The organism is Rhizobium sp. BT03 (genome assembly GCF_030053155.1).
Classification (GTDB): Bacteria; Pseudomonadota; Alphaproteobacteria; order Rhizobiales; family Rhizobiaceae; genus Rhizobium.
The window spans coordinates 125016-138229 of record NZ_CP125643.1; the positions used below are offsets into that span (position 1 = coordinate 125016).

The window sequence follows — 13214 nt, forward strand, 5'->3', positions numbered from 1 at the left end:
GCGCCTCCGTGCGGACCGGCGCCAATGCGCACGGCGCGTGCTTGAACAGATACCCTTTTGGCCCGCTGCACGGCCTGCGCCAACCGCTCCGCACGCGGGCGCAGCGAGGTGATGGCTTCCTCGGCCTCTGGCCATAGGCCCGGCACTGACTGGGGCGCTGCATGCAGCTTCGTGATCGGCACGCCGGTTGCTTTCTTCTCCGCCGCATGCTTGCCGGGGGCTTGCCCAGCGTCGCGTCATCCGCTGGCGTGTCATCCTCGACCACCTACAATACAAGGCCGAAACAGGCGCGATAGCGATCCAGTGCGCGGTACAGAGTAAAGCGCGGCATCCTCCGCGACGGCGCATAGCGCGCCAATGCCTATGGACGCGCGCACCGGCAATCCGCCGCACGCCTGCGCGCCCGATCCGCCGAACGGGGAAACGCCAGTTCGGTCGTCGTTTAGCGTGGAACCCTTCTGCATGTTGTTCATCTCCTTCTACCTGACAGAGAATGCCGCGGCGAGCGGCGAGCCGCCGCGGTGCTGCCGGCGTCGCACCGCGCGCGCGCGCGCCGAGTGCAGCAATGCCGCCCATCGTCGTCGCCGCTGCCTCTTGACACGGGGCAGAGGATCCCAGCTCATGAGAATCCGATGCGGACTGTCATGGACGGATGTGCGGTCGGGTAATAGCGCCGGCCTTTTTCGACGCCGCTCATCAATCGCGGCCGCACCCCGGCCTCCTGCATGGTCAATGCCAAGGCGATGCTGAACTGCACCAGCTCCAGCCATACAAGGTGATAGCCCATGCAGACGTGTGGGCCGGCACCGAACTGCAGCATGTCCACCGGCCGGATCGGCTCCGTGCGTTGCAGCCACCGCCCCAGACGGAACTGATCGGGCGCTTCGTGCAGCAGCGGCGAGGTCGAGAAATGCAGTAGTGGGATGCACAAATGAGTGCCCGAAGGAATGCGCCGCTGGCCGAGTTGTAATTCCTGCATCGCGCGACGCGGTACGAGCGAGGAAGCCGGATGCATTCGTAGCGTCTCCCGAAACAGCGCCTCTGCGACCGGACATTGCGCCAGGTCCTCGTGCCCGGTCGGCACCGCGCCCACGCGTTGCGCCTCTTCGACCAGGGCGTCCCACAGCTCTGGATGCTGCGCCAGCTCGATCACCATCCAGGCTATCGTCGAGGCGGAGGTCTCGTGGCCGGCAAGCAGCAGCAAGCGGATATTGGCGACCAGGACGTCATCGGAGAGCGCGCCATCGCTGCAATCGAAGGCGCTCACCATGTCGTTGATCAACCCGGTGCGCGCGGCGCGCGCGCGCGCGTCCCGGATGAACTGGCGCGACTGCGCGTCGATCCAATCGCGGGCGGCGCGGCCGCGTCGCAAGGGCATCCCCGGCAGGTCGATCGGGGGCGCGACCATCAATTGTAGCAGTTGCCGATACTTGCGATGCCACTCCGACAGGTCTTGGGCGGGGATGCCCATGAGACTGAAGGTGAGTTTGAGCATCAGGTTGCGGGTGTCTGGCAGGATAGCGACTTCACCGCGGTCGCGCCACGCCTTGACCTGAGCCCTAATAATTGGTTCGAACAGCTCGCCAATGCCGGCCTCGGTCAGACCCCTCGGCAGAAACGCCGCTTTTATCCCATCGCGCGCCTGCCGGTGCGCGCTACCGTCCAAAGTGACCAACGTTCCGCCAAGGATGTCGGGCGCCATCTCTTCGATCAGTGCCGAGGACACTTCCTTGTGCCGGAGCAATGCGAGCGCATCTGGATCCAGGCATGTCATCAGGTGTCCGGCCGGGCCGAAGTCCAGCCAGAAGTGGCTGCCTAGGGTCCTTTCCGCGCGCCGCAGCAGGCGCGGCAGATCGCAGACGATGGCGGGAAGATGCCCGACCAGGGGGAAAGCGCCAGGCATGACCGGGATGTCGTCCCGTAGCCGGCGCCAGCGGTTCAGCGGGTTGAGCAGCATGTCCATCACCAATGCGACGCTGCGGCTGCTTCGGCGGCGTCACCGGCCGGCCGAGCCGCGCTGCTGCCACCGTCGGCGTAGGTTGGAACATGCGCCAACATGCCGCCGTCGATGCACACCACCTGGCCGGTGATGAACGCAGCCTCCTCCGAGAGCAGGAACGCGACCAGCGCGGCTACGTCCTCGGGGCGGCCGACGTGCGGCAGGAGCTGGTGCCGGTGTAGATGCCGTTGCATGCACTCGTCCAGCTTGGCGAAGAGACGTTCGGTCATGACAAGACCTGGCGCAACCGCGTTGCAGCGGATCTTCGCGTGTCCGTATTGGGTGGCAAGCGAGGCCGACAGCATGTTCATTGCGGCCTTCGACGCGGCGTATGACGTCAGTGCGGTGTCGCCGCTGAGCCCTTGGCACGATGACATGTTCACGATCGCGCCACCACCACGGCCGATCATTTGTGGGATGGCCTGCCGGCAGCAAAGGAGCGTGCCGCGCAAATTGGTCGCCATGGTCTGGTCCCAGACCGCCACGTCCAGGTCGAGGATCGCGCGGTCGTGCGGAGTCAAATGCATGGCGCTCGCATTGTTCACAAGCACGTCGACCCCACCGAAGCGCCGCTTCGCCGTTTTGAACAGCTCTGCCACCGCCTGCGCATCTGCGATGTCCATGGCCACGGCCAGCGCTTGGCCCGCTTCGGCTGCGATCTGTGCGGTGCAGGCGATGGCAGCGGGGCCATCAATGTCGGCCACCACCACTCTGCCGCCCTCGCGCGCGATGGCGAGGGCGCATGCCTTGCCGATCCCGGCGCCGGCGCCGGTCACCACGGCCACCTTGCCTTTAAATCGTTCCATCATGTTCTCCTGGATTGCGTAGGTCTTTCGCTGCATGTCGCTCAGCGTCTGCCGGAGAGGGCGTAGGGCCGGGGTTGGTGCAATGGTCATCGCCGGCTTCGCTTTCGATCACCCGAATGGCCGCGACCGGGCACTGGCTGGCTGCTAGGCGCACGGCGGCGTGCAGCGCCTGCGGGACCGTCGCCATGCACACTTCCGCCACGCCGTCCGGCTCGCGCTGACGAAAGGTGCCCGGCAGCGTCAACACGCACTGACCAGTGGTTCCGCACAGGTCCTGGTCGACCACGACGCGAACCTCAGCCGCCGCCTGCGCGTGCAGCCGCACCGGCAGCGCGCGGAACGTCCTAAGGAACGCTGAGGGCTCCCGGGTCGGCTGCTCGGCCAAGGCCAACGTGGGGAAGCGAGCCTGGATCTGCGGCAGGCTCTCGGCCAGTTGCACCCTGGCGAGTTGAGCACCTAGGCAGAAGTGGATGCCGTGGCCGAAGCTCAGCATAATCTTTCCGTCGCTCGACATGCCAGGCCTGGTGCCGTAGAACCGCACCGGATCGAAGCGGTCGGGATCAGCGAAAGCGTCCGGGTCGCGATTGCCGGCCGCGATCAGCACGCGCACGTCCGCGTCCTTCGGGATCACCACGCCATGCAGTTCGATGTCGCGCTGGGCGATACGCGGAATGGAGCTGAACATGGCGGGCGCCTCGCAGCGCAGTACTTCTTCTACAAATGCCTCCACCCCTGCGGCGTCTCCCTGCAGCCAGTGCCGCTCCTCGGGGTAGGCCAGCATCGCCAGCACCGCATGGTCGATAGTCGCAGCAGTGGTGGCGAAGCCGCCCAGCAACATGCCCCACAGCATGCTGATCAACTCCGCGTCCGAGAGCGTATCGGCGTCGTCGGTGTGTGCGCCGACCAGTGTCGACACGATGTCGCGGCGGGGATCGGCGCGCTTGCGCAGTATGAGGTCGCCGAAATAGGCCTTCACCCTGGCGCTGGCCACGTCCGCCGCGGCGAGCTGTGGATCGCTGGCGTGCGGGCTCAGGCCTTCTAGAATGGCGCTGACGATCGCTGAGAGCTCGAAAACGTCGTCTTGGGGCATGCCGAACAATTCAGCGAAGACAAGCATGGGCAAGGCCAGTGCGAATTCCCGATGCAGGTCCACCGCCTCTCCTCGCTCCAGTGCGGGCGCCATGCCATCCAGGCGAGCTGCGACGATGCGCGCGATGCTCGGCCGCAGGTTGTCGATCTGGCCCACGGTGAAATCGCGCGAAATCAGCCGGCGCAGACGCGTATGCGTCGGTGGTTCCTTCATGGCTAGCGTAGACGCCAGCAGATTGAGCGACAGGCTGCTCGCCGCACGCGGGAAATAGCGCGCCAGTTCGGATGGCGCCGGCCCCCGAAACGCATCGCCCGTAGCCTTGAACGCCCAGTAGATGTCGGCGTGGCGGCTCAACAGAAAGAGGCCCGACGCCGCGCGGTGCACCGGATCGTGCTCTCGCAACCACCGCATGAACGGGTACGGGTCTTGGATGCATGCTGGCGACGCCAGCTCGGCGAAGGCGTCGTGGCATGCTGCCGTGGTGTCTTGCACGTCCATCTTGATTACCTGTCGAGTGGCTGATCTGACCGGTGCGCGCCAGGCGCCGCCAAATGAGAAGATTGCGATGCCGGGGGGCGTCCGCACCAGAGCACCGGCATCTCCTCGAACCCGCCGGTGATGATCTCCTTGCGCAACTTCAGTTCTTCGGGCGCCACGGCCAGGCGCAACGCGGGAAAGCGCTGGAAGATCGAACCGAATATGGCCTTCAGTTCCAGCCTCGCCAGCGCCGCCCCGATGCAATTGTGCTGCCCGTAGGAGAACGCCAGGTGGGGATTTGCGTCGCGTCCGATGTCGAAGACTTCCGGGTCTTTGAAATGGCACGGATCAAACGAGGTCGCCGGCAGGCCGACCAGTACTTTGCTCTCCGCGGGTATATGCACGCCCGCGATGGTAACGTCGGTCCGGGGATAGCGCATGATGCCGTCCCACCCCGCGCCAGGCGAATACATGCGCAGTATTTCTTCCACCGCCTTGTCAACCAGGGAAGGATCGCGGACCAGGCGTTCGCGCTGTTGCGGATGGCGAAACATGGCCAGCAGGCCGAATTCGATCTGCGCGACGGTGCTCTCGTGCCCCGCCACCAGCACGCCCGCCGCGAGGCCGATCGCCTCTTCCTCGGTCGCTTTGCCCTGGTCGACCGCGGCTAGCAGATCCGTCAGCAGGTTATCGCCCGGATCCTGTCGCTTGCCCCGTATTTTGCCGTGGATGTAGGCGCGGAGCTCTTCCCAGGCCAGGCCGGACGCGCTGCGCGGGCCGCTTTCATGCTGGTGCGTCATCACCTCGTCGGAGAGCCCTGCGAAAAAGGCGTGTTCCTCGAAGGGCACGCCCATCAGCGCGCTGATTACCTTGGCCGGAAGCGGAAAGGAGAGATGGCGTCGCAAGTCTGCGGGCTGGGGCTGAACCGCCAGCGTATCGAACAACTGCACGGTGATCGCCTCGACCTGCTGCGTAAGCAGCTTCACCCTGCTGTTGCTGAAGGCCGGCGCCACGATCGTGCGTAACCGAGCATGCTCGTCCCCTTCGTGCGAGACCAGCCATCCCGGCGAACCGAGAATGACCGAATCGGGGGTGAAATCCGCCGGAGGCATTCCCGCGGGCAGGAATGCCGCGTCAGACAGAACCGCCTTGGCCTCGTCATAGCCTGTCACCCACCAGCATTCGTGCCCGGACGGAAGGCGCACGCGGTGGATCGGACCTTTGGCGCGTAGCGCTAACATCTCGGGCGAGGGCTCGATGTGATCGACCCGCCACATCGGCAGCGTCGGCAAGGATTGTTCGGACATGGTGACGCTTCACTCTTTAAGCCCGGAAGGGGCGGAAGATGATGGGCAGACTGCGGGCAGCAAATGAGTTAAGGCAACGTGTAGACCACGCCCTCTGCGGCGATTGCCAGCGCCAGATCCTCCGGCCGCACGAACGGCGGGGGGAAGACACTTCCCAATTCCAGGCGCGCCAGCGCAGCGCCCAGGCACAGATGCGGCCCCTGGCCGAGCGGCAGGTGCGGGTTTTGCAGCCGGTTGAAATCGAACATGTCGGTATCGCCATAGGTCGGCCGACCGTAGGAATTGGCGCAGCAGGTTCGACCGCACCCGCCCACCGACCCGTCCGCAAACAGAACTTCCAGTCCAGTCCCACACCCCCGGCTTCCCGCCTGGCTCAAGGTCTGCCGCTTTGGCTGTACCGCTCGCGACGTGGGCGATTGTTGTGGGTCGCAAACGAAGAACTCTAGATCGCATCTAACACTCCTCACATTTTCCCGGCACACACAACCGAGCCACTATCATTGCCCAGCAAACCATCGGAACTCACGAGACGCGAACAGCGATGCGCCGCCCGAAGACCATCGCGCTGCGATTGGCGACATACCGTGACCAGAGCAAATCGCGTGCCGAAGTGAATTCGTGGGTTCAGCAGGCATTTCGTAGCAGCGCGTAGTGTCAAGCTCCCGCCATTCAGTCTCAATGCCGACAACCGCGGAGTACATGTCTGACAAAAGACTGCTCTAAGCCGGTCTGCGTCCGATAGTCGGCGACCTGCATGGGATGCCCTCGCGGCGGGCTTTCGTGCAACAATCCGCGCCATCTTCGACGTCGAAGTTGCCCCGCCAGTTTTCGTCCGATGGGCGGGAACGTCGTCGACTGCGCCGAGGCCGCCGCGTTAAAAGCGCCGGCTCTGGGCAAATCAGACTGGACCCGCCTCGACCCTCCGGTAGTAAAGTTTGCGGAGCTTATTTCCGCCAAATGCAAGTTCTGAGCTTGTAGTCATCTCGTTGACGTTGTTCTTAATGTTTCCACCCCCGCGCTTACCGAGACGGTCGAGCTTCTCGATCGGCGTAGGTAGAAAAGGCAACGGGAAACGCTCAAATTTCGAAGCATGTTCTCTTCCGGAAACATGTCATCTAATCAGGAGCGGCGGTCGGCAACAGTCGCCTGAGTCGGAGGTGCTTTCTAAACCAGACGATGCCCAATCCAGAAGCCTCCTGCCGAAGATGAAGCAATCGGGAGACCAATGCAGCATCTCATGGACCGCCGCACCGTGGTGAAGAAAGCGGTCCTCGGTTGCTGGAGGTTGTTGAGTAGTTCCATGACATCGAATTGAGCTTTAGCCTGATGAATTGGGTCAATACCTACACCGCTAACTAAGGGGTGCGCCGTTTACGCCTTAGGTCAAGCTGGGGGACGTTGGACTGCTCTGACCTGCCCCTGCGAATTTCCTCCAGAATGGATTAGAGTCCGGCCCATTAAAGGACGGATGAATGAAGAAGCAGAGATTTACCGAAGAGCAGATTATTGCGGTGCTGAAGGAGCAGGAGGCTGGCGCGAAGGTGGCCGACCTCTGCCGCAAGCACGGAATTTCAGAAGCAACATTTTATAATTGGAAAGCCAAATACGGCGGCATGGAAGTCTCCGAGGCCAAGCGGCTGAAGGCGCTTGAAGACGAGAACGCGAGACTGAAGAAGCTGCTGGCCGAGCAGATGTTGGACGCAGCAGCACTCCGCGAGCTTCTTTCAAAAAAATGGTAGGGCCTGTCGCGAAGCGTGACGCCGTCACGCATCTGAAGACCGTCATGGGTCTTTCGGAACGGCGGGCCTGCCAGATCATATCCGCCGACCGCAAGACGATCCGCTATCAGTCGAACCGACCGCCGGAAACCGAGTTGCGAGCGAAGCTGCGCGACCTCGCCAATGAGCGGCGGCGTTTCGGCTACCGGCGACTGTTCGTCCTGCTTCGGCGGGAGGGAGAACCGTCCGGGGTCAATCGCATCTATCGCCTTTATCGGGAGGAGGGTCTCTCTGTCCGCAAGCGCAAAGCCAGACGCCGTGCTGTCCGCACGCGTGCTCCGATTTCTGGTCGAAGCTAAGGCCAATGCCCGATGGTCGCTAGACTTCGTGCACGACCAGTTCGCTTGCGGAAGGAGGTTTCGCGTGCTCAACATCGTCGATGACGTAACGCGCGAATGCCTGGCGGCGATCCCGGACACGTCGATCTCCGGCCGCCGTGTCGCCAGAGAACTGACGACGCTGATCGAACGACGCGGCAAGCCGGGGATGATCGTCTCCGACAACGGCACTGAACTCACCTCGAATGCGATCCTCGCGTGGTCGAAGGATCACAAAGTCGACTGGCACTACATCGCGCCGGGAAAGCCGATGCAGAACGGCTATGCCGAGAGCTTCAATGGTCGGATGCGCGACGAACTGCTCAACGAAAGCCTGTTCTTTGGCCTCAATCATGCCCGAAGCGCCATTGCCGAATGGGCGGACGATCACAATAATTTCCGGCCGCACTAATCGCTCGGATATCAGACCCCGGCAGATTATGCCGGGACCATCGCCGCAACCGGCTCCAACGCTGCGCAAGATGAAGGCTTCGCGTTTCCGCCGGTTGCTCACACCGCGCCACTTGGCGTATTCAAAACCGCCGAGGCTCTAATCGCCGCCGGATGAAAATTCAGTGGCAGGTCAGCTCAGTTTCATCGCGATCATGTTTTTGTGGCTGGTTTGCCTGCCGAGTTCCTGAATGTATCGACCTGTCGCTCTCGCGCGTGGGCCGGAAGGACATAAATAGCAGGCTCAAGAAATAAACGACCTGAAGGAAAACCGAAGCCGCTAGTGTTACGGCGAACGCTTTGAAGATGGAAAGCGACGCGGCGTAGGCCGAAACAGCGCTGGTGCACGTGACCAGTAGCAGGATGCAAAAAAAAGTTCTAAAGGACAAGGCCTTGCTCCCGTTCGTTCGTCCAATACTTGAACTGCGTCGACGCTGACGTTTCGCCCGATTCGTCCACGCTATGAACGTGCATGACTTCGCCGTGAGTGCCATAGGTTGCCAAAAGTTGGGTCAGCGCGAATACGCCAAAGTGACGACTTCTTCTTTCGCGGCTTCCGACTCGGCAAATCCTGTTCGCCAGACTCCGAAGGCCGCCGCCATAGCGAGCAACAAGGCGGCGCCAGTATCTCTCCGGGATACGCAATAAAATCTGCCGCTTCCTATCTATTGCATTTTTGTACGTTCTCCGCTGAGGTCGCGATCGGCTTGTTTGGTGAGACACCTTGGTCATGCACCAAGGTCGCTAATCAGGCAAAATAGATTGATTGGATGCCATCATCCGCGTTTTGAATAACGCTAAAAACGCGGCACCGAAAACGCCTGGGGACCGAGCGCGAACTCGCGACCGCGGCTTTCAGCACACTTTAAGTCAGCCAACAGTGAGCGCGGCTGTTGCCCCGGTTGCGCTAGCCAAATGTCGTGATGCTCGGATGGACTCGCCGATTGCAAATTTTCTTTCTGCTTTATACGTCGTAAGGGGTGCCTTGATAGAAGCTCCACTCGTTAGCTTCGAGTTCAGGCTCTCGCGTCTGCAGCATGGGAAATGATTTCTAATTCTGCCGGGTATTCGTACAACGTACAGATCTCGTCAAACTTGGAACACGCACCCGTTTGCATAGTTTGCCCAAGGTCGGGATCCCGTTCCGCAAATTTGGGACAAATTCGAGCCATACGTGCGGCGACGCCGATGGCCGCCGCGTTCGATTGCTGAACCCGCTTAGTCGACTCGCGGCTGCCGGTATGGTCTAACATCGTCGCGTTCATGTTTGGCCCGGAGTTGGTATGGGGGCTGGCCGGAATAAAAACACGCCCATTAAAATATCTCAATAGAATCAACTGGCTGGGCGACATCGGAGCGACGCGTCCGGAGCCTGGCTTGAATTGAACCGAACCGAATTGGCGCAGGACCATTTACACAGCACGCTGAAATCTGCATATTGCCGCGCGTTGTCGCTATCCCAAGTTGATGCACGAGTCGCTTTCGCTCCCGTCAAAAGCAGCTGGGCACGAGCTCTTTTCAAGAATTTAGAAGGCAAGGATATGGAAAATTTTGTGTATCTGTTGGAGCCAGAAAGTGCGATCTTTCGCGCCGCTGAGCTCCCTGATCGCAACAGCATTGCATCGATCGCCGGTTTAATTGGCAGTGATCTTATTCAGATGATCCGCTTCGACGACATGCACTCGCTATTTGTTGGCGAAGAAGCTTTGCGAGTTGGGTTAACCGCCTTTACGATCTTTGACGGGTACCCGATCCCTCTTGCCGGGCAGATAGCGCTTTTGGGAGGCGATGGTAGTAAACCTTATCGTTCGCCGTCAATAACGATGACGGAAGCCGCGCGACGTTTTGAATGTTGCCGGCCGGTGCTTGATCCTGTGTTTGTTCCGATGGACCGAGTGGCGAACAAGGGCCTCATCGTTGCGGGCGCACTGGAAGGCCTGCAAGTGCGTATTGATCGCCGCTCCCCGGTGCTCCTATGAGCGCAATGACGAATGATAGGATCCAGGAGAATGAACTCTATCGCGCCGATTCGCTGAGAGTCCGCGAGCGTGGCGACATGGGCTCGAGAAACGGAAAGCTGACGCCTCAAAGCGGCGTTTACTACGTTGCCGAAGGCCTCCCGTTCAACTGGACAAAGGTCAACACTGAAGGTCGGAAGACGTTCAGTGCCGGTCTCCAACTACTCTGAGGACTATCGAAGAGACATATGATAACTCTATCGGCGGCTAACACGTCGTTGCGCAGCAATTGATCTTTGATCTTCCCTCAGATTGCTACACTCAGACTGCTCGATCGGCGCCGCAGATTGAAAGCCTGCGTTTGTCCGTTTGGCGATAACTGGGAGGCGGGATCGCCTCCCCGCTGCACGGGCGATCGAGTGATTGAAAAGCCGGCTTCAACTGTCACTTGCTCAAGCTGGCACAACCTTTGAATGCTCGCCTTGCGGGGATCAAAGCAGCCAACTGAATTCGATTATTGGAGAAAGCGACGAAGCGCATGCCAAATGTGCATCACATCGGGGTCTCGACGGTGGCGGTGCCAGCTGCGGACGCCGCACGTCAAACCGGCATAGCCGTCGACCACTGCGACGATTGCCAAACACGCTATTTCAGCCGACCATGCCAGATGGGTCTCAAGTTATATTTTGATGACTATGTGCTCTTCCGCGTTTTTTCGCGCGCACTTGAAGAAATTGAGATGGGGATTGCCACCGCGACCGAGGCAACCGGCCTTTCGCTTAGGGAGCTGCGGGATATACCAGCCCGCAGTTTCCCGGCAAGGCTTATCCGCGCTTTTGCCCTGCAAGAGGCGAGTGATTGCGTGCCTGATGCGGAGGAGCAACTGTTGCGCGATATGCTCCTAGGGCATGTGCGGCCAGGCGACCCTGAGGGCGTGCGTTTTGCTAAGATCATTGCGCGACGTTCCATGCGCGAAGACCACCTCTGGCGGGATCTCGGCTTGCTTGACAAAGCCGAACTTAGGAGATTGCTGTTCGCGCATTTTCCGGCGCTGGTGGCAGGCAACACCAACAACATGAGGTGGAAGAAGTATTTTTACCGCAAGATTTGCGAAGCTGAAGGCTTTTCCCTTTGTAGCGCTCCCAGCTGCAAGGAATGCGGCGATTTTAATGAATGCTTTCTCCCTGAGGAAAGCGGAAGTCTTTCTGGAGCGGCAGAGTTCGTCGGGCGCGAGATCTTGAAAACGTGAAGGCCACAGATGCAACTTGGCGGGCTTGTCCGGCGACGTTGAACCGATACGGGGGATTATTGCTCCCGATATTACGACTGTGCGGGCACGCGCAAATGCCACTTTCCTAAAGATGAGCGGTGATGTCGTCGTCGGATAATGATCATCGGTCAATTCTGATAGCACCTACTAAAATTGCCTTAAGCTCTTCGCCGTATTCGACTACGCGATCCACAATTTGTCGGAGCTGAGCGTATGGCCGGAAAAAAGCGTCCGCGACTAGCGCTTTAACTTGATAGCTTGCTCACGATCTTTGCTGTAGCCTTCGAGCATTTCCTCAGAATCTGGCCCGCTGACGATCGAAACCGGCTCCGTTGTCAATCTCAGCCAATGGCGAAACAATCCGGGCCTGCAAGACTGCAGCTGCCAAGCTGTCGGCATTCCCCCTATTTGTTCATGGAGACAGCATAACAGCGAGTTTGTTGTAAGCGACAATCTCTACTGTGCCTTCATATGCGTTCTGCTGATCATCCGGCCTTGATTCGACGCGTGGTGCGAAGCCGATCGGCCGTCAAGACGGTACCGATCTGCTTGGCTCTACGACTTGCCACACTACTTCTGTCCCTCGCCTGAGATGTAAGGATACGGACGAGATTTGTTGATCTTTGACGCAAGCGATTTCCAACCGACAAGACCTCGCAGCCGCTTCGTCCAGTTTGGCGGTTTCGAGACAAGAGTTTGTCGATCCCGCCTTCGAAAGTTCGGAACTAAATAGCTGAAGATCAGCAAAACAGCTGTTTTATATGCTGCTGCCCACATGGCACGGGTTTTGAAGATTGCCATGCGAGGCGGCGCGAGCTGCCTGCCTTTTACTCAGCGATGGATGGAACGAAAGAAGGAAGGCGATATGTCAGATTTGCGTCAAATCGCATTTTACGGCAAAGGGGGGATCGGCAAGTCCACCACCTCCCAAAATACGCTCGCAGCGCTTGTCGACCTCGGGCAGAAGATCCTGATCGTCGGATGCGACCCGAAAGCCGACTCCACCCGGCTGATCCTGAACGCCAAAGCACAGGACACGGTTCTGCATCTGGCAGCGCAGGAAGGTTCGGTGGAAGACCTTGAGCTCGAGGACGTGCTCAAGGCCGGCTACAAAGGCATCAAGTGCGTGGAGTCCGGCGGTCCGGAACCGGGCGTCGGCTGCGCCGGGCGCGGCGTCATCACCTCGATCAATTTCCTTGAAGAGAACGGTGCATATGACGATGTCGACTACGTCTCCTATGACGTGCTCGGCGATGTGGTGTGCGGTGGCTTTGCGATGCCGATCCGTGAGAACAAGGCCCAGGAGATCTACATCGTGATGTCCGGCGAGATGATGGCGCTCTATGCCGCCAACAACATCGCCAAGGGCATCCTGAAATATGCCCATTCCGGCGGCGTGCGGCTCGGCGGCCTGATCTGTAACGAGCGCCAGACGGACCGCGAGCTCGACCTCTCCGAGGCGCTGGCTGCCAGGCTCAATTCCAAGCTCATCCACTTTGTGCCGCGTGACAACATCGTCCAGCACGCCGAGCTCAGGAAGATGACGGTGATCCAGTACGCGCCGGACTCCAAGCAGGCCGGGGAATATCGGGCGCTAGCCGAGAAGATCCATGCCAATTCGGGCCAAGGGACCATTCCGACCCCGATTACCATGGAAGAGCTCGAAGACATGCTGCTCGACTTCGGCATCATGAAGAGCGACGAGCAGATGCTGGCCGAACTACAGGCCAAGGAGTCAGCGGTGGTTGCGGCTCAATAACTG

General features: G+C 60.3%; 7 protein-coding genes and 2 pseudogenes. 4 read left to right on the forward strand and 5 right to left on the reverse strand.

What is annotated here, in order from left to right; genetic code table 11:
* Nucleotides 1-619: 619 nt before the first annotated feature.
* The 5 genes and pseudogenes from QMO80_RS27940 to QMO80_RS27960 all read right to left on the reverse strand — a co-directional run.
* Nucleotides 620-1963, reverse strand: coding sequence for a cytochrome P450 (locus tag QMO80_RS27940; RefSeq protein ID WP_011053442.1), 1344 nt, complete (start codon nucleotides 1961-1963; stop codon nucleotides 620-622).
* On the reverse strand, nucleotides 1963-2805 hold the full coding sequence (locus QMO80_RS27945; RefSeq protein WP_011053443.1) for an SDR family oxidoreductase: 843 nt from the start codon (nucleotides 2803-2805) through the stop codon (nucleotides 1963-1965). Before QMO80_RS27945 ends, QMO80_RS27940 begins: the two co-directional genes overlap by 1 nt.
* A complete protein-coding gene (locus QMO80_RS27950) occupies nucleotides 2792-4393 on the reverse strand; it encodes a cytochrome P450 (RefSeq protein ID WP_011053444.1) in 1602 nt (533 codons plus the stop codon). The genes QMO80_RS27945 and QMO80_RS27950 overlap by 14 nt, the downstream gene beginning before the upstream one ends.
* Nucleotides 4394-4398: 5 nt before the next feature.
* Entirely contained in the window at nucleotides 4399-5679 is a 1281-nt protein-coding gene (locus QMO80_RS27955) for a cytochrome P450 (RefSeq protein WP_011053445.1), read from the reverse strand.
* Nucleotides 5680-5747: 68 nt separating this feature from the next.
* Nucleotides 5748-5924: pseudogene (locus tag QMO80_RS27960) on the reverse strand (cytochrome); the annotation flags it as partial.
* Nucleotides 5925-7151: 1227 nt separating this feature from the next.
* Between QMO80_RS27960 and QMO80_RS27965 the strand changes: the two are divergent.
* The 4 genes and pseudogenes from QMO80_RS27965 (at nucleotide 7152) to nifH (ending at nucleotide 13211) form a co-directional block, all read left to right on the forward strand.
* A pseudogene (locus QMO80_RS27965) lies at nucleotides 7152-8342 on the forward strand (IS3 family transposase).
* 1264 nt (nucleotides 8343-9606) lie between these two features.
* Nucleotides 9607-10203, forward strand: coding sequence for a hypothetical protein (locus QMO80_RS27970; protein WP_011053448.1), 597 nt, complete (start codon nucleotides 9607-9609; stop codon nucleotides 10201-10203).
* A 517-nt stretch (nucleotides 10204-10720) separates the two neighbouring features.
* Complete coding sequence (locus QMO80_RS27975) at nucleotides 10721-11431, forward strand: nitrogen fixation protein NifQ (protein WP_008536495.1); 711 nt, start codon at nucleotides 10721-10723, stop codon at nucleotides 11429-11431.
* A gap of 886 nt (nucleotides 11432-12317) precedes the next feature.
* The gene (gene nifH, locus QMO80_RS27980; protein WP_004675840.1) at nucleotides 12318-13211 is read left to right on the forward strand and encodes a nitrogenase iron protein; all 894 of its coding nucleotides are present in this window, start codon (nucleotides 12318-12320) and stop codon (nucleotides 13209-13211) included.
* The last annotated feature ends 3 nt before the right edge of the window (nucleotides 13212-13214 follow it).